The organism is Dactylosporangium sp. NPDC051541 (assembly GCF_044454505.1).
Classification (GTDB): domain Bacteria; phylum Actinomycetota; class Actinomycetes; order Mycobacteriales; family Micromonosporaceae; genus Dactylosporangium.
The window spans coordinates 340,645-357,797 of record NZ_JBITDU010000004.1 but is presented as its reverse complement, the minus strand read 5'-3'; the positions used below and the strand labels follow the sequence as shown (position 1 = coordinate 357,797).

Sequence of the window (17,153 nt, the reverse complement as noted above, 5' to 3'; positions counted from 1 at the left end):
CGCCGATCGGGCCGGTGTGAACCTGGTCGCGGTGCTCATCGTCCGGGACGAGGCGGGCAACCTCCCCGGTTGCCTGTCCTCGCTCGGCGGGATCGTCGACGGCATCCACGTCCACGACACCGGCTCCACCGACGACACCGTCGCGGTGGCCCGCTCGTTCGGCGCGGCCGTCAGCGCGGGGGAGTGGCACGACGACTTCGCCGCCGCCCGCAACGCCGCCCTCGACGCGGCCGGGCGCCCCGAGTGGGTCCTCAGCCTCGACGCCGACGACCGCGCCACCGCCGACCCGCCCCGCCTGCGCGGCCTGCTCGCCACCACCCGGGCCGACGCGTTCCTGGTGCCGATCGACAACCGGCACGACGAACTGCCCTACACGTCGCACACCCCGCGGCTCTTCCGGCCCGCCGCCGTGCACTGGGAAGGCCGCGTCCACGAGCGGCTCGTCCCCGAGCGTGGCACCTGGCCCGCCCTGCCGAGCGAGGCCCTGCACCTCACCCACCACGGCTACGAGGACCGTGCCGTGCGCACCCGCAAGGCCGTCCGCAACGCGGCCATCGGCGAGGTGACCCTGCCGGGGACGGCCGGCGACGAGCGCGCCACCACCCTGCTCGACCTCGGCCGCAGCTACGTCGGCGCCGGCCGGGCCCAGGCCGCCGTCGACACGTTCGAGCAGCTGCGGGCCCAGGCCCCGGCCGGGTCGCGGCCGTGGATCCTCGGCACCGACGCGCTCGCCCGGCTGCTGCTCGGCGCCGGGCACGACGACGCCGTCGTGTTCCTCGCCCGGCAGTTGCGCGACCGGGGTGTCGAGCGGCAGTACTGCGACTGGCTCGAGGCGCAGGCGCTGGCCCAGCTGGGCCACGCGGGGGAGGCCTGGCAACTGCTTTCGGGGGTACAGGCAGTCGTCGATCCGGCCGGTCGCGTCTACCCGCCGCAGCACCTGGCCGAGCTCAAACGGCTCCTCGGCGAACTCGCCGGCGTCAGCCACTGATCAGAGGTCGGGGCCCGGGCGGTCGGTCATCAGGGGGCGGATCGAGACCGGGCCGCCCGCGGCGGTGGCGATCTCCACGGCGCGCTCCATGGAGTCGACGTCGATCAGGCAGTACCCCCGAAGCGGGCCGGAACCGCAACCACCGCGGACCTGGACCGTGAGGCTGGGGTCGGCGAGCCGGCCCGCGTCGAGCAGCTCGCCGCCCAGATTCGCCGGCGGCGCCGACCCTTCCCCGTGGAGCAGCAGGAACTTCGTCATGCCCCAGGGTCGGAGCCGGGCGCCGGTTCTCTACACGGTGCGGGGCTCGCCGCGGTAGGTGCCGAACGACCACAGGTTGCCCTCCGGGTCGCGGGCCGCGAAGCCGCGCGAACCGTAGTCGGTGTCGTGCATGTCCTGCCGGATCTCCGCGCCGGCCGCCTTGGCCCGGGCGAAGAGGCCGTCGGGGTCGGCGGTCACCACGTAGCAGCCGAACGTGCCCGGCCGCAGGGTCCAGACCGAGCCGTCGTCGCGGTGGCTGCCGAGCATGATGCCGCCGCCCTCGGGCCAGGCCAGCTCGGCGTGGTGGATGATGGCGCCCTCGCCGTGGGCGGCGACCTCGACGAAGCCGAACGCGTCGACCAGGAACGTGATCAGCGCGCGGGCGTCATCGGCGCGCAGGGTCGGCCAGACGGTCGGCGCCGGAATGTTGTCATCGCTCATACGGCCGAGTCTGCCCCGGCCAGGGCCTGCGGGGATTGCACGTTTCGGAACTCCTCGGCCCACCAGCGCGCCGGTGGCAGCCCGGCCAGGGCGGTGAACTCGCGGGTCAGGTGGGCCTGGTCGTAGTAGCCGCAGGCCACGGCGAGCGCGGCCAGCGGGTAGCGGCCGTCCGCGTCCTGCAGCCGGCGGCGGGCCTGGTCGAAGCGGGCCACCCGGCCGGCGACCTTCGGGGTCAGGCCGATCTCGACCCCGAAGCGGCGGGCCAGGTAGCGCCCGCTCCAGCCGGTCTCGCCGGCCAGGTCGGCCGCGCTGAGCGCGCCGCCGGTCGCGCACAGCCGCCGCCACGCGAACGCCACCTCCGGCGCCGGGGCCTGCTCCGGCGCGGCCCGGCGGGTGAGCAGCTCGTCGACGATCCGGAACCGCTCGGCCCAGCCGGCCGCGAGCCCGACCCGTTCGTGCAGTTCGGCCGCGAGGGGGCCGAGGACGTCGGCGCCGTCGAGGTCGGCCCCGGCCAGCACGCCGGCCGGCAGCCCGAGCAGGGCGCGGGCGCCGAGCGGCGACAGGGCCACCTGGATGCCGGCTTCGCTGCCGTCCTGCTCGATGAGCGCGGGGACGACGTGCAGGCCGCCGACGATCGTCCGGTACTGCGCGGGCGGCGCGGCCGGGTCCGGGTGCGTGACGACCCGCAGCGGGCGGCCGATCGTGATGATCAGCGTGAGGTATGGCGACGGCAGGCCCCGGTGCCGGCTGGGCGGGAGGCCGTGCTGGGCGTAGCCCGTGTACCAGGCCGCGTAGGGGCGCACGGCGCGCGCCGGGCGCCAGGCGACGTGCTGCGACTCCACCCGCCGATTATGCGCTGCGGCGCTCGGTGCGGTTGATCGGCCAGGCGGTCGCGGCCGGGGCGGTGTCGGGCGCGGTGATGATCGCGCCCTGGTCGTCGTCGAGCGCGGCCTGCACGGTGGTGTATGTCGCGATGCCGGACAGCGTCCCGCACTCACGCAGCGTGTGCACGACCTGCGCGTTGGGCCCGGCCAGGACCAGCGCGCCGCCCTGCTCGGCGGCGATGCCCGCGGTCACGCGGAGCATCATCACGCCGGTGCAGTCGATCGCGGCGACGGCCGCCAGGTCGACGACGATCCGGAGCTCGGGCCGCAGCAGTGCCTGCGACAACGCGGTCTCCAGTTGCATCGCGCTGGCCGCCACCAGCGCCCCGTGACAGGACAGCACCGTGGCGGCAGCGAGTCGTTCCACCGCGAGGGTCAGGGCTGCCATGCTGCGACGATACGGTCCGGCGTGACGGTCAGTGAACCGCTGTCCAGCCGGTAACCCCATCCGTCCGGCCGGTCCACCCACCACCGGACGTCGCGGTGGGTGATCGTCGAACGGGTAACTCTGATCGCCCGGCCGGGTTAATCCGCGACGATTTGCTCCCGGTGTGCAACCCGATGCCCGGTTCAGGCGTCAGCCCAAAAGAGTGACTGCGATCGACCTGTCACATTCCGTGCCCGCCGCTGCCCAAATATTGATGATTATCTCGGTTCGGCGACGGATGGCAACATCGGCAACCCCTTGCGTGGACCCTTCCGCACCCGCAGTGCTCCCCGTCGATATGGACGGCGACGATAGTGTGCGGTGTCAATACGATCCCGCACTCGGCGCCCGGGCCCCGGCGGTCACCCCCGCCCGGTCCCGCGCGCCGTCGTAGAGGAGGCTTCATGCTGAGAAAAGGCCTGGCTGCGGCCACGGTCGCCGCCTTGGCCATCCCGGTGCTGGTCGCGCTGCCGGCCGTGCCGGCGCTCGCCGCACCGGCGAAGGCCCCCGCCAAGGACACGGCGGGCGCGTCGGATGTGCAGAACGGCCTGGCCCGCCGGTTCCTCAAGCTGGACGGCAAGGTCATCGACATGAAGAAGGGGGCGAGCCAGAAGGCGCAGAAGCGCTCGACGCTCGCCGCGGCGGCGACGCCGCCGGTCGGAACCGTCCGCACGTGGCTCGGCTCCGACTCCGCCCTCGGCATCAACTACCCGAAGGACTACGTCCTGCGGGGCGTGGGCGAGCACATCGAGATGTGGGTCGCCCTGGACACCGCGTTCCCGGCGGGCGACTGCCGCAACGCCGTGCCCAACACCACCACGGTGACCGATGCCCAGGTGACGAGCTTCATCCACGAGTTCGACACCAACATCTACCCGAAGGAGACCGCGGCCTTCCGCACGCCGGAGAGCCGGGACGGCACCAACGCCACGCAGGCCGGTGACTACCGGGGCGAGGGTGACAACACGGTCGCGCTCATCGACAACATCCGGGACCCCAACTACTACAACTTCCCGGCCGCGTCGGGCTACACCGGCGGCTTCTTCTCCGAGGCGCTCGACGACATCTTCGACCGCAACGTCATGACGATCGACGCGTACGACTGGGAGCACCGCACCGGTGTCAACCCGCCGGACAACCCGTCGTCGGACGTCTGCGTCAGCCGCCCGGCGCGCCCGAACCAGTACGAGGGCACGTTCGCGCACGAGTGGCAGCACCTCCTCGACTCCTACTCGGACCCGAACGAGGGCGTGTGGCTCAACGAGGGTCTGTCCGACTTCGCGCAGACGCTCACGGGCTACGTCGACGCCACCAAGATGATCACCGAGCGGGGCAACGACAGCCACATCAACTGCTTCCAGGGCTGGGGCATCGTCCAGACGCCCTACAACCCGAACCCGCGTGACTGCGGCGGGGCGCAGAACTCGCTCAACCTCTGGGGTGAGGGCGGCACCAGCAGCAGCGTGCTGGCCGACTACGGCAACGCGTATGAGCTGATGCTGTACCTCTACGACCGCTTCGGCCAGGACATCATCACGCGGCTGCACAAGGACACGCGGGTGGGCATCGCCAGCGTCGACGCCGCCGTGAAGGCCGAAGGGGCCAAGGACGTCTACACGGTCCTGCACGAGTACCAGAGCATGGTGCTGCTGGACCGGATCGTCGGCGACTCCCAGTGGGGCATCGTCCTCGGTGCGGACAAGCGCAAGGTCACCTCGAAGAGCCTGCGCTCGACGGTGAACCTGGCCAACCCGCAGTCGTACAACGTGCCCGGCGCCGCCCCCAACGGCGCGGACTACGTGCTGCTGCAGAAGAACGGCCAGCCGATCGCCGGCAAGGACCTGCGCTCGCTGAAGTTCAGCGGCGTCAAGCAACTGCCGATCGCACCGCTGGCCTGGACGCTGGACAGCTCGGACCCGGACCGCGCCGGCAACTCGGTGCTGTTCTCGGGCAACGCCGACAACCTCGACGTCTCCGCGGTCACCCCGGTGACCGTGCCGGCGGCGGACCCGACGCTGACCTTCCTCGCCAAGTACGGCGCGGAGGCCACGTACGACTACGGCTACGTCCAGGTCTCGACCGACGGCGGCGCCACGTACACGTCGATCCCGGGCGACAAGACCGTCCCCGGCCCGCTCGGCCCCGGCCTCAACGGCACCACCGCCGGGTTCCAGCCGCACTCCTTCGACCTGTCGGCCTACGCCGGCCAGTCGATCCTGGTGGCGTTCCGCTACGTCAGTGACGGCGGCACCAGCGAGGGCGGCCTGAAGATCGACGACGTCAAGGTCGGCGGCACCCTGATCAGCGACGGCTCCAGCCTGGCGCCGTTCAAGTCGCCCGGTCAGGTCCACCCGATCACGGTGCAGAACTACAACGTGAAGCTCATCGGCATCGACGAGCAGCACGCGTTCGCCTGGCAGTTCGAGTTCAACGGCCAGACGAACTTCCAGCTCAACTGGATTCAGCTGGCGCTGCTGTCCCTGTTCCCGAAGGTCGTGGCCGTCGTGGCCTACGACGAAGCCACGGAGCAGGTCCAGCAGTACGCGCTGTACACCCTCACGGTGAACGGTGTCGTCCAGCCGGGTGGCGGCGGAGCGTAACGGTAATCGCTGTGCACGGCGGCCCCATCGTCCACTTCGGACGATGGGGCCGTCACGTTACGATGATGTTGTGTGACCCGTGGTAGTGTCTGATCGACTTTAGTCGATACCGTCCATCGGGAGAGGCCTCATGACCGCGACGACGGAGGCGGCCCCGCGGCTGCCGTTCGACCGCCCCAACATCCTCGAGATCGCCCCGCTCTACGACGTGCTGCGCCGCGAGGCCCCGATCACGCTGGTGACCACGCCGGCCGGGGACCCCGCGTGGCTCGTCACGGCCTACGCCGAGGCCCGCCAGATCTTCGGCGACAAGCGCTTCGGCCGCTCCCACCCGGCCCCCGAACAGGCGTCGCGGATCACCAACGCCGCGATCCAGGAGGGTCCGATGGGTGACATCGAGACCGAGGAGCGCGAGCACGTGCGGCTGCGCCGGCTGCTCGCCCCCGCGTTCTCGGCGGCCCGGATGCGCCGGCTCGGCACCCGCATCGAGGAGCTGACCGAGCGCTGCCTCGACGACCTGCAGGCGGCCCGGGACGCCGACCCGGGCACACCGGTGAACCTGCACGACCACCTCTCGTTCCCGCTGCCCGTCCTGGTCATCTGCGAGCTGCTGGGCGTGCCGTGGGAGGACCGCCACCGCTTCCGCGACCTCTCCACGCGAATCGGGCGCATCGACGGCGGCGCCGACGCGCAGCGGGCGATGTGGGAGTTCCGGGAGTACACCTCCGGCCTGGCCGAGGCCAAGCGCAAGGACCCGACCCCGGACGTCATCTCCGACCTGGTGACCGCGCAGACGACCGACCCCACGCTCACCGACGACGAGGTGGCCCGCCTGGCCGCCGGGCTCATCTTCGCCGGCCACGAGACCACGTCGACCCGCATCGACCTCGGCACCCTGCTGCTCCTGGCCGACCTGGAGCGCCGCGACCGGTTCCGGGCCGACCCGGAGGCCGAGGTCGCGGCCACCGTCGAGGAGATCCTGCGCATCACCGCCCCCGGCGGCCTCGGCCTGCTCCGCTACGCCCACGACGACGTCGAGGTCGGCGGCACCACGATCGCCCGCGGCGACGCCGTCATCATCTCCATCAGCGCGGCCAACCGCGACGACACGGTCTTCGACGACCCGGCCGGCTTCGACGTGGACCGCAAGCCCAACGTCCACCTGGCCTTCGGCTACGGCGCGCACGTCTGCATCGGCGCCAACCTGGCCCGCACCGAGCTGCGCACGGTGTTCCCGGCCCTGTTCCGCCGCTTCCCGGACCTGCGCCTGGCGGTCGGCGTCGACGACATCCGGGTCCACGACGACCGGCTCACCGGCGCCCTGGACGAGGTCCCGGTGATCTGGTGAAGGTCAGCGCGGACACCGGCGTGTGCGTCTCCTCGGGCATGTGCGTGATGCACGCGCCCGAGGTGTTCGACCAGCGCGAGGACGACGCCGTGGTCGTGGTCCTGCTCGCCGAGCCCCCCGCCGAGCAGCGCGACGCGGTCCGCCAGGCCGTCCTCGGCTGCCCGTCCGGGGCGCTGGCGATCGAGGACTAGGTCGGCGGGGCGTGCCGGCCGCGGGATGCCGAGGCGACCGCGGCCAGCAGCGTCCTGATGAACCTGCGTTTAGAAACCCACGGCTACGAGGAGGTACTGCGGGTTGCCGTGGGACACGAACGAGGACTGCCCGGCGTAGTCGTCGTAGGGGAAGCCGTAGGCGAGCTTGTTGATGGCGTGGTCGTGCCAGAACTTGGCGTAGTAGTTCGCCGGCGCCGCCTGGTAGTACAGGCTCGGCGTCGACCAGTCGGACTGCGGCAGCTGGCGCACGTGCCGGTTGAGCGCGGAGCAGTTGCCGGAGTCGTTGGCCAGGACCCCGGCGCAGCCGAAGATGTCCGAGGTGGCGGCGTTGATGCCGAACTGCTGGGCGTAGGCGGTGAAGTAGTTCGCGTTCACGCCGCCGGCCCGGAACGTCGGGTCGCTGCCCGGTGCGATGATCCGATACGGCGCCTGCGACTGGGCCAGGACCTTGAACTGCTGCGGCACCTCGGCGACGAACTTGGCGAAGGTGGCCTCCCGCGACTCGGTGAAGGTCTGGTAGTCCTCGCCGACCTGCACGTCGTAGCCGTCCTTGGCGTGCAGGCGCATCGCGAGCTTCAGGCCGAACGCGTCGACGCGGGTCGTGTTGCCGTTGAACACCGCGGGGCCGACGGTGAACTCGATGAAGTCGAAGTACTGCCCGTTGGGCTGGCCCACGTAGAAGTACATCCGGCCGGCGCTGTTGGCGGGCATGTCGAGGTACGGCTGCTCGGCGATCGAGTGCGTCTGCCCGTTGAAGCTCCAGTAGACCTGGCTGTCAGGGTAGCGGCCGTTGGTGCGGTTGAGCACCTTCACCATGACCACGTTCTGCGCGGCCGGGATGCCGGCGGTGTCGCCCCAGAACTGGTCCGGGGGCGGCGGGCTGGTCGGCGGCGGGCTGCTCGGCGGTGTGGCGGCCGAGACGCGGACCCCGAACTCATACAGCGAGTAGCCGTAGGCGGTGCCCCGGGCGGTGCCGTACATCCGGACGTACCGGCCGGAGCCCGAGACGGTCAGGTTCTGCACCCCGCCCGCGCCGGTCGTCGTGCTGTAGATGCTCGTCCAGGTGGTGCCGTTGGCCGACGTCTGGATCGAGAACGCCTTGCCGTAGGCGGCCTCCCAGGTGAGGTCGACGCCGCAGATGGTGGCGGTCGCGCCGAGGTCGACCTGAAGCCACTGCGGGTCGCTGAACGCGCTCGACCAGCGGGTGCCGGTGTTGCCGTCGAACGCGGCCGACGCCGGGCTGGCGTCGTTCTCCGTCGACGACGCGGTCGCGGGCTTGCCCTGGGCGTAGTTCGCCGTGCCGCAGCCGGCCGGGCCGGCCGTGCCGAAGACCTGGAACTCCCACAGCGAGTAGCCGTAGGCGGTGCCCCGGGCCGTGGCGTTGACCCGTACGTAGCGGCCGGTGCCGGAGACGTTGAGGGTCTGCACGCCGCCGGTGCCGGTGGTCGTGCTGTAGACGTTCGTCCAGGTCGTGCCGTCCGGTGAGGTCTGGATCTGGAAGGACTTCGCGTAGGCGGCCTCCCAGTTGAGCACCACCTGGTCGACGGTGGCGCTCTGGCCCAGGTCGACCTGGATCCACTGGGGGTCGCTGAACGCGCTGGACCAGCGGGTGCCGGTGTTGCCGTCGGTGGCGTTGGCGGCCGCGCTCGCGGCGTTCTCGGTCGATGAGGCCGTCGTTGGTTTGCCCTGGGAAAGCAGGGTACTGGCGGCGCTGGCGGTGCCGATCGAGAAGGCCGCGTAGCCGAGCAGCAGGACCGCTGCGGAAAGCGTGCTCACGAGGAGTCCGCGGCGGTGTTTTCGGGTGTTTCCGGGCATGGTTGGACTCCCTGGCGCTGGCGGGCGATGGGGTTGGCGGCGGGCAAGAGAGCGCTCTCTCGATGTCAGCGTCGTCCAGATGGGGGTTGCCGTCAAGTGGCGGGTTTTGATGTCTGACGCTTCGGGCACGTGGCTTCACAGACGGGCACGTCGTCGTGCCCGATGGCGCCTGGGAGGTGCACATTGGCTGACACGCAATCCGCATCGGCCTCGACCGGCGGGGTCATCCGAAGTCTGATCCCCGCCCGGATCGACCGCCTGACGTGGGCGCCGTTCCACACCCGCATGGTGATCGCGCTCGGCACCGCCTGGGTGCTGGACGGCCTCGAGATCACCATCGCCAGCGCGGTCGGGGCCGTCCTCAACAAGCAGGAGACCCTCGGGCTCTCCAGCACGCAGGTCGGGGCCATCGCCACCGTCTACCTGCTCGGCGAGGTCTTCGGCGCGCTGCTCTTCGGCCGCCTCTCCGACGCCCTCGGCCGCAAGAACCTCTTCATCGTGACCCTCGGCGTCTACCTCGCCGGCAACGCCCTCACGGCGCTGACCTGGGGCAACGACGCCTTCGGCCTGATCTTCCTGTACCTGACGAGGTTCATCGCCGGAGCCGGCATCGGTGGCGAGTACGCCGCGATCAACTCCGCGATCGACGAGATGATGCCGGCCAAGTACCGCGGCCGCGTCGACATCGGCGTGAACGGCACCTACTGGGGCGGTGCCATCATCGGCACGCTCGGCACGTATGTGCTGCTCAACCACATCTCGCTGAACATCTCCTGGCGGCTGGGCTTCCTCATCGGCCCGATCATCGGCCTGCTGATCTGGAACCTGCGCCGGCACCTGCCGGAGAGTCCCCGCTGGCTCGTCATGCACGGCCGCGAGCAGGAGGCCGAGGCGTCGATCAAGTCGATCGAGGACGACGTCGAGCGCTCCGGGCAGACCCTGGCCCCGGTCGACGACCGCGATGCCATCGAGGTCAAGCCCGCCTCCGGGCACGGGTACCTCGCGCTGATCAAGGTGCTCTTCACGCGGCTGCCGGCCCGCTCAACACTGTCGGCCAGCCTGATGATCACGCAGTCGTTCCTGTACAACGCGATCTTCTTCACCTACACGCTGGTGCTGTCGAAGTTCTACAACGTCGACGCCGAGAAGACCCCGATCTACCTGATCGCCTTCTGTATCGGCAACCTGGCCGGCCCGCTGCTGCTCGGCCACCTCTTCGACACCATCGGCCGGCGCAAGATGATCGCCGGCACCTACATCCTGTCCGGGGTCCTGCTCGCGATATCGGCCTGGATGTTCAACGCCGGCATCCTCAACGCGTTCACGCAGACGGTCGCCTGGTGCATCATCTTCTTCTTCGCCTCGGCCGGTGCGAGCTCGGCGTACCTCACCGTCTCCGAGATCTTCCCGATCGAGATCCGGGCCCAGGCCATCGCCGTCTTCTTCGCCATCGCCCAGTGCTTCGGCGCCATCGGCCCGATCTTCTACGGCTGGCTGATCGGCGAGGGCACCGACCCGGGGCAGCTGTTCATCGGCTACCTCATCGGCGCCGCCGTCATGATCGTCGGCGGCCTGGTCGAAGTGTTCCTGGGCGTGGACGCGGAGGGCAAGTCCCTCGAGCACGTGGCCACGCCGCTGACCGCCGTCTCCGTCGGTGGTCAGCGCATCGAGGAGTAGCCGTCCGTCGAGTCAGGCGGCGCCCGGTCCTTCCGGGCGCCGCCCGCTCATGCGGTGAGGAGATATCCGAGCAGGCCGTCGAGCATGAACCACAGCAGCGCGGCCGGCACCAGCGCGACGACGCCCATGACGCGCTCCGCGACGCCGCGCAGCGGGACGACCGCCACGAGCACCCCGAGCACCGCCATCACCAGCGCCGCCCCGGCGACCTGCGCCACGAGCAGGTGCAGCGCCGCCCCCAGCAGCGCACCGCCGAGGACTGCCGTCAGCAGCGTCCGTAGTCCGCGCGTCGTGCCCCGCCACCAGCCCAGCACACCCACGTGCGTCGATTCCGTGCCGCCATGGTCGCAGATGGCAACCAACCTCACAGCCCCGTCACAGGTTCACGATGGCACTGCGTGTCATGATGGGCGGATGGCGAGTACTGAAGCGGTTCCCGGGCCGGCTGTCCGGCGGCGGTCGATCCTGCGGTCTCTGACGTTCGCGGCGACGGTCGGGCTGGTGCTCGCCCTGCTGTTCGGCGTGCCGTGGTGGTCGCTCGTCATGGCCGGCAACGACTGGCCGGTCGGCGTGCAAGTGGCCGGGACCGTTGTCTTCGTGGCCGCGCTTGTCGCGTTCCCGTTCACGATGTTCCTCGGGCACGGCCGCGGCGTCGACTGGGCTGCCCGCACCGGCGACACCATCCTCGGCGCGATCTGGATCGTGTTCGTGTGGGCCGTCATCGGCGACGTGCTGCGGCTCGGGCTGCTCGTCGGGGGCGTCGAGGACCCCGTGCGGTCCCGCGTGGCGGCCGGCTTCACCGCGGTCGTCGCGCTCGGCCTCGGCCTGTGGGGCTACCGCGAGGCGATGCGGGTCCCGCGGGTCCGCCGGGTCGAGGTGCGCATCCCCCGCCTCGGGGCCGGGCTCGACGGCCTGCGGATCGTGCAGCTCACCGACACCCACTACGGGCCCATCGACCGGGTCGCCTGGTCGAAGGGGGTCACGGAGGTCGTCAACGGCCTCGGCGCCGACATCGTCGCCCACACCGGGGACATCGCCGACGGGACCCCGCGCATGCGGACCGCGCAGGCGGCGCCGCTCGGTGACATCCGGGCCGGGCTGGCACGGGTCTACGTCACCGGCAACCACGAATACTTCGGCGAGGCCCAGGGCTGGCTCGACCACATGCGGGGCCTCGGCTGGGAGCCGCTGCACAACCGGCACATCGTCGTCGAGCGCGGCGGCGACCGGCTCGTCGTGGCCGGCGTCGACGACCGCACCGCCGCCGGGACCGGCCTGGAAGGGCACCGGGCCGACCACGAGCTGGCCCTCGACGGCGCCGACCCCGATCTGCCGGTACTGCTCCTGGCCCACCAGCCCAAGCAGATCGACGGCGCCGTGGCCCACGGCATCGACCTGCAGATCTCCGGGCACACCCACGGCGGGCAGATCTGGCCGTTCCACTACCTCGTGCGGGTCGACCAGCCGGTCGTGCAGGGCCTCACCCGCCACGGCGACCGGACCCAGCTCTACACCAGCCGCGGCACCGGCTTCTGGGGCCCGCCGTTCCGCGTCTTCGCCCCCAGCGAGATCACCGAGATCACGTTGCGCGCCGGGCAGTGACCTACGCCCACCCCCTTGGTACCGTTAAGTACCAAGGGGGGGTGGCGCATGCTGGTAGGCACCGCGGTCCGGTGGGGCACCAAGCACGGGCTGATGCGGGCCGGCATCCGGTCCGCGGCCCGCAAGGGCGACGCGCAGGCCCGGTTCTTCAACGACCCGGCCGTGCGAGCCGACCCCTACCCGTTCTACACCTCGGTACGCGAGGCCGGGCCGGTCGTGCGCGGGCGGCTCATGTGGGCCACCGCCCGCCACGACCTCGCCGCGGCCGTCCTGCGCCACGACGCGTTCGGTGTCGGGTTCTCCGACCGGGCGATGCCGGGCCTCGTCGGCGCCGTCTTCCGCTACAGCCGGCGCAGCTCGCCCATCGGCCCCGTGGACCCGCCGTCGATGCTGGTGACCGACCCGCCCGACCACGGCCGCTACCGGCGCCTCGTCTCGAAGGTGTTCACCGCCCGGGCCGTCGAGGGCCTGCGCCCGCGGATCGAGCGGACCTGCGCCGAACTCCTGCGAGACAAGCCGGCCGACCTGGTCGCCGACTACGCCGCGCTGCTGCCGGTGACCGTGATCGCGGAGCTCCTCGGCGTCCCGCTCGACATGCGCCGGCAGTTCCTGGCCTGGGGCAACGCGGCCGCACCGACGCTTGATCTGGGACTGTCCTTCAGGACGTACCGCCAAACCGAAATCAGCATCAAGCACGTCAACGACTGGATGCGCGGCCACTTCGCCCGCCTGCGCCGCGAACCCGGCGACGACCTGCTCAGCCAGCTCGTGCAGTTGGACGACCTCAATGAGGACGAGCTCCTCGCCACCGCGGGCCTGCTGCTGGCGGCCGGGTTCGAGACGACCGTCAACCTGCTCGGCACCGGGGCCTGGCTGCTCATGCGCCACCCCGAGCAGCTCGCCGTCCTGCGCGACGACCCGCGGCGCTGGGCCAACGCCGTCGAGGAGGCGCTGCGGTACGACTCGCCGGTCCAGGTGACGGCCCGCGTGTGCCGCAAGCCGACCGAGTTCGGCGGGGCGCGCATCGAGCCCGGGCACGTCGTGATGGCGATGCTCGCCGGCGCCAACCGGGACCCGGCGGTCTTCGCGAACCCGGACGAGTTCGACGTGACCCGTGCGAACGCTCGCGAGCACCTGTCGTTCTCCGGCGGCGCGCACTACTGCCTCGGCGCGGCCCTGGCCCGGCTGGAGAGCGAGATCGGCCTGCGGATGCTGTTCGAGCGATACCCCGACCTGCGCATCGACGGCGAACCGCATCGACGCACGACCCGGGTCCTGCGCGGATTTGCGTCGCTGCCGGTCACGATCTGAGCAAGGGCGTGTTTCCGGATGGGTCATCCGGCCGCACGGTTGTACATTCCTGAATTGCTGGAAACGGCGCCGAATCAGGGTTGTGACCGCGCATTCGTGGAATCGGCACGGGCGCATCACACGGCGGGCCCAACATTCTCGGCGTGCGCAAAACGCTGCCGTTCATCCTCGTGCTGGCGCTCGTCGCCGCGGTGCTCGGGCCAACGCCCGCGGCCCGGGCCGCGACCCCGGCCGGGTTCGCGACGCAGCTGGTGGTGGGGTCCGGGCTGGACGGACCCAGCGGGTTCGAGATCGCTCCGGACGGGCGGATCTTCATCCTGGAGCGCACCGGGAAAATCAAGATATACAAGGACGGGCAGCTGCTGGCCCAGCCGTTCGCGGACCTGCCGTCGGAGGCGTCCGGGGACCGCGGCCTGATCGGCATCGCGTTCGATCCCGGGTTCGGCGGGGCCAATCACTGGGTGTACTTCTATTACACCGGGCACGACCTGCGAAACCATCTGGTGCGATTCGACGCGTCGGGCGATGTCGGCACCGAAGGCCCCTACACCATCTTCGAGACCCAATCTCCGTCGCAATTGTTACACGTCGGCGGGAGTATTCGGTTCGGTCCGGACGGGAAGCTGTACTTCGCGGTCGGCGACAACGGATACCCGCCGAATGCGCAGGACTTGTCCAATCCGCACGGCAAAATCCTGCGGATCAACCCGGACGGGTCGATTCCGGCCGACAACCCGTTCTACGGGCAGGCCGGGAAGCTCGGGGCGATCTGGGCCTACGGGTTCCGCAACCCGTGGCGGTTCCAGTTCGACGCCGCCACCGGCCGCCTCTACGTGGGCGACGTCGGCGACTACACGTGGGAGGAGCTCAACCTCGTCGTCAAGGGCGGCAACTACGGCTGGCCCGTGCACGAGGGGCGGTGCGCGAGCAACTGCGCCGGGTACACCGACCCGATCACCGCCTACAACCACGACGGCGGCAGCGGCGCGGTCACCGCCGGGCCGATCTACCGCGGGTCGCAGTTCCCGGCCGAGTACACCGGCAGCCTGTTCTTCGGCGACTACTCCCGCGGGTTCATCAAGCGGGCCGTGCTTGACGACGCCGGCCAGGTGACCAGGGTCGAGGACTTCGACCTCGAGGCCGGCAGCGTCGTCGACCTCAAGGTGGGCCCGGACGGGGCCATGTACTACCTCACCTACTTCCCGGGCCAGCTGTACCGGGTCTCGTACAGCCCGGCCGGCAGCGCGCCCGTCGTGCACGCCGCCGCCGACGTCACCGGTGGCGCGGCCCCGCTGACCGTGCGCTTCTCGTCGGCCGGGACCAGCGACCCGGACGGCGACGAGCTGCACTACACGTGGAACTTCGGCGACGGGAGCAGCAGCACGGCCCCGAACCCGACGAAGGTGTACCCGGCCGTCGGGGTCTATCCGGCGACGCTCACGGTCTCCGACGGCAGCACGACTGTCGCCTCCCGGCCGATCGTGATCCAGGTCGGCACCCCGCCGGTCGTGCGGATCGCGGCGCCCGTGGACGGCAGCGCGTACAACTCCGGCGACACCGTCACCTACAACGCCTTCGGTAACGACGCGGCCGGCTACGACGTGTCCGACGGCGACATCAAGACCGAGGTGTTCCTGCACCACAACACTCACGTGCACCCGTTCGTCGGGCCGCTGACCGGGCGGGTCGGGCAGTTCACGATCCCGGCCACGGGGGAGGCGTCGGCGAACACCTGGTTTGAGATCAAGGTGACGGTCACCGACCGCAACGGCCTGTCGAGCACGAAGTCGGTGTCCATCCACCCGCGCACGTCGACGATGACGTTCGCGACGAGCCCGCCGGGGCTCGGGCTGACCCTCGACGGCGTCCCGATCGCCACGCCCGACCCGGTGCAAGGCGTGGTCGGCTTCCAGCGCGAGCTCGCCGCCCCGCCGACGGCCACGGACGCGACCGGCGACGTCTACCACTTCACGGGCTGGTCCGACGGGGGCGCGATCCGGCACTTCGTGACCACGCCGGCCGCCGACGCGACCTTCACCGCGACCTACGCCCCGTCGGCCCCGTTCACCGGCGAGTACTTCAACAACGCCAACCTGACCGGGTCACCGGCTCTGGTCCGCGCCGACAAGAGCGTCGGCTTCGTATGGTCGACCGACTCGCCTGGGCCCGGCGTCGACGCCGACCACTTCTCGGCCCGGTGGACCAAGACCGAGTACTTCGCGTACGGCCGCTACCGGTTCACGATCGCCTCCGACGACGGGGCCCGGCTGTACATCGACGGCGACCTCGTCATCGACCAGTGGCACGACCAGGGGCCGACCGCCTACGACTACGTCGCCGACCTCGGCGCCGGCCCGCACGCGATCCGGCTGGAGTTCTACGACAACGTCGTGGATGCCAGCGCCCGCCTCAGCTGGGACACCACCCCGGACCAGCCGCGCAACGTGTTCACCGCGCAGTACTGGAACACGCCCGGCGTCGGCGACCAGCCCACCATGCCCGCGACCCCGCCGACGCTGCAGCGCGACGACGCCGAGGTCGACTTCGACTGGGGTGACGGCAGTCCCGGCCCGACCGTCGACGCCGACCACTTCGCCGCCCGGTGGTCGCGAGCGCTGACCCTCGCGGCCGGCTACTACGACTTCACCACCACGACCGACGACGGCGTGCGGTTGTGGGTCGACGGGCAGCTCGCCGTCGACCACTGGGGCGATCAGGGCGCCACCGGCTACACGGCCCGCCTGCCGCTCGGCAACGGCGCGCACACGATCGTCATGGAGTACTACGAGAACGGCGGCGGCGCCCTCGCCCGGCTGCGGTGGACCCGGACCGGGGACCTGCCGCCCGCGTCGCCGTGGCTCGCCACCTACACCGGGGCCGGGCACGAGTTCACCGGCTTCGAGTCCACCGTGGACCACGAGTGGGGCGACGGCGGGCCCGGCAACGGTATCGGCGCCGACGACTTCTCCGCACGGTACACCCGCAGCGTCGTTCTTCCGGCCGGGCTCTATCGCTTCTCGGGCGCGTCCGACGACGGTGTCCGCGTGTATGTCGACGGGCTGCCGATCGTCGACCAGTGGCGCGACCAGAACGAGGCTTTCAGCGCCGACTTCTCCCTGCTCGGGGGCGTCCACGACATCGAGGTCGAGTACTACGAGCACGCCGCCGGCGCCCGCCTGCACTTCGGCTACCAACGCGTCGGCGACGTCGCCGCACCGTCCGGGTGGTCCGGGGCCTACTACGCCGGGCCCGACCTGAGCGGCGCCCCGGCGATGCTGCGCACCGACGGCGCCATCGACTTCGACTGGGGGACCGGCTCACCCGGGCCGGCCGTCCCCGCCGACGGGTTCTCCGTGCGCTGGACCAGGACCGAGCACCTGGCCGCCGGCACCTACCGCATCACCGCCACCAGCGACGACGGCGTCCGCGTGCTCCTCGACGGAGCCGTGGTCGTCGACGGCTGGTCCGAACACCCACCCGCCACCTTCACGTACGAAACCACCCTGCTCGAGGGCGACCACACGATCACGGTCGAGTACTTCGAGCGCGGTGGCGGCGCACTGGCGCGCTGTTCGGTCATCCGGTTGTGA

General features: G+C 71.0%; 14 protein-coding genes. 8 read left to right on the top strand and 6 right to left on the bottom strand.

The window, feature by feature from the left end; genetic code table 11:
• Positions 1-16: 16 nt before the first annotated feature.
• Positions 17-988, top strand: coding sequence for a glycosyltransferase (locus ACIA8L_RS21185; protein ID WP_395906955.1), 972 nt, complete (start codon positions 17-19; stop codon positions 986-988).
• Here ACIA8L_RS21185 and ACIA8L_RS21180 read toward each other — a convergent pair whose 3' ends face one another.
• The 4 genes from ACIA8L_RS21180 to ACIA8L_RS21165 are packed head-to-tail and all read right to left on the bottom strand — an operon-like array spanning position 989 to position 2,959.
• Positions 989-1,246: a hypothetical protein gene (locus ACIA8L_RS21180; protein ID WP_395906954.1), complete on the bottom strand. Its 258-nt coding sequence runs from the start codon at positions 1,244-1,246 to the stop codon at positions 989-991.
• Positions 1,247-1,276: 30 nt separating this feature from the next.
• Entirely contained in the window at positions 1,277-1,687 is a 411-nt protein-coding gene (locus ACIA8L_RS21175; protein ID WP_395906952.1) for a VOC family protein, read from the bottom strand.
• Positions 1,684-2,529: a helix-turn-helix domain-containing protein gene (locus tag ACIA8L_RS21170; RefSeq protein ID WP_395906950.1), complete on the bottom strand. Its 846-nt coding sequence runs from the start codon at positions 2,527-2,529 to the stop codon at positions 1,684-1,686. Before ACIA8L_RS21170 ends, ACIA8L_RS21175 begins: the two co-directional genes overlap by 4 nt.
• A gap of 7 nt (positions 2,530-2,536) precedes the next feature.
• Complete coding sequence (locus ACIA8L_RS21165; RefSeq protein WP_395906949.1) at positions 2,537-2,959, bottom strand: STAS domain-containing protein; 423 nt, start codon at positions 2,957-2,959, stop codon at positions 2,537-2,539.
• A 443-nt stretch (positions 2,960-3,402) separates the two neighbouring features.
• Here ACIA8L_RS21165 and ACIA8L_RS21160 point away from each other — a divergent pair, with 443 nt between their 5' ends.
• The 3 genes from ACIA8L_RS21160 (at position 3,403) to ACIA8L_RS21150 (ending at position 7,137) form a co-directional block, all read left to right on the top strand.
• Positions 3,403-5,598, top strand: coding sequence for a choice-of-anchor J domain-containing protein (locus ACIA8L_RS21160; protein WP_395906947.1), 2,196 nt, complete (start codon positions 3,403-3,405; stop codon positions 5,596-5,598).
• A 130-nt stretch (positions 5,599-5,728) separates the two neighbouring features.
• Positions 5,729-6,946: a cytochrome P450 gene (locus ACIA8L_RS21155; RefSeq protein ID WP_395906945.1), complete on the top strand. Its 1,218-nt coding sequence runs from the start codon at positions 5,729-5,731 to the stop codon at positions 6,944-6,946.
• A complete protein-coding gene (locus tag ACIA8L_RS21150; protein ID WP_395906943.1) occupies positions 6,943-7,137 on the top strand; it encodes a ferredoxin in 195 nt (64 codons plus the stop codon). Before ACIA8L_RS21155 ends, ACIA8L_RS21150 begins: the two co-directional genes overlap by 4 nt.
• Positions 7,138-7,206: 69 nt before the next feature.
• Here the strand turns inward: ACIA8L_RS21150 and ACIA8L_RS21145 are convergent, their stop codons facing one another.
• Positions 7,207-8,973 carry a discoidin domain-containing protein gene (locus ACIA8L_RS21145; RefSeq protein WP_395906941.1) on the bottom strand — a complete coding sequence of 589 codons (1,767 nt, stop codon included), beginning with the start codon at positions 8,971-8,973 and terminating at the stop codon, positions 7,207-7,209.
• A 183-nt stretch (positions 8,974-9,156) separates the two neighbouring features.
• On the opposite strand from ACIA8L_RS21145, the gene ACIA8L_RS21140 reads away from it, so the two are divergent.
• The gene (locus tag ACIA8L_RS21140; RefSeq protein WP_395906939.1) at positions 9,157-10,650 is read left to right on the top strand and encodes an MFS transporter; all 1,494 of its coding nucleotides are present in this window, start codon (positions 9,157-9,159) and stop codon (positions 10,648-10,650) included.
• Positions 10,651-10,697: 47 nt separating this feature from the next.
• On the opposite strand, the gene ACIA8L_RS21135 is transcribed toward ACIA8L_RS21140, so the two are convergent.
• Positions 10,698-10,970 carry a hypothetical protein gene (locus ACIA8L_RS21135; RefSeq protein ID WP_395906937.1) on the bottom strand — a complete coding sequence of 91 codons (273 nt, stop codon included), beginning with the start codon at positions 10,968-10,970 and terminating at the stop codon, positions 10,698-10,700.
• Between the two features lie 94 nt (positions 10,971-11,064).
• On the opposite strand from ACIA8L_RS21135, the gene ACIA8L_RS21130 reads away from it, so the two are divergent.
• The 3 genes from ACIA8L_RS21130 (at position 11,065) to ACIA8L_RS21120 (ending at position 17,153) form a co-directional block, all read left to right on the top strand.
• Positions 11,065-12,252, top strand: a complete 1,188-nt coding sequence (locus ACIA8L_RS21130; protein ID WP_395906936.1) for a metallophosphoesterase — start codon at positions 11,065-11,067, stop codon at positions 12,250-12,252.
• 48 nt (positions 12,253-12,300) lie between these two features.
• Positions 12,301-13,563: a cytochrome P450 gene (locus ACIA8L_RS21125; protein WP_395906934.1), complete on the top strand. Its 1,263-nt coding sequence runs from the start codon at positions 12,301-12,303 to the stop codon at positions 13,561-13,563.
• 143 nt (positions 13,564-13,706) lie between these two features.
• Positions 13,707-17,153 (top strand): PA14 domain-containing protein, encoded by a 3,447-nt coding sequence (locus tag ACIA8L_RS21120; protein ID WP_395906932.1) that lies wholly within the window; start codon positions 13,707-13,709, stop codon positions 17,151-17,153.

Coding starts and splice junctions, on each gene's coding strand:
- ACIA8L_RS21125 (WP_395906934.1), top strand. CDS start 12,301: ATGCTGGTAGGCACCGCGGTCCGGTGGGGCACCAAGCACGGGCTGATG.
- ACIA8L_RS21180 (WP_395906954.1), bottom strand. CDS start 1,246: ATGACGAAGTTCCTGCTGCTCCACGGGGAAGGGTCGGCGCCGCCGGCG.
- ACIA8L_RS21165 (WP_395906949.1), bottom strand. CDS start 2,959: ATGGCAGCCCTGACCCTCGCGGTGGAACGACTCGCTGCCGCCACGGTG.
- ACIA8L_RS21175 (WP_395906952.1), bottom strand. CDS start 1,687: ATGAGCGATGACAACATTCCGGCGCCGACCGTCTGGCCGACCCTGCGC.
- ACIA8L_RS21145 (WP_395906941.1), bottom strand. CDS start 8,973: ATGCCCGGAAACACCCGAAAACACCGCCGCGGACTCCTCGTGAGCACG.
- ACIA8L_RS21130 (WP_395906936.1), top strand. CDS start 11,065: ATGGCGAGTACTGAAGCGGTTCCCGGGCCGGCTGTCCGGCGGCGGTCG.
- ACIA8L_RS21160 (WP_395906947.1), top strand. CDS start 3,403: ATGCTGAGAAAAGGCCTGGCTGCGGCCACGGTCGCCGCCTTGGCCATC.
- ACIA8L_RS21155 (WP_395906945.1), top strand. CDS start 5,729: ATGACCGCGACGACGGAGGCGGCCCCGCGGCTGCCGTTCGACCGCCCC.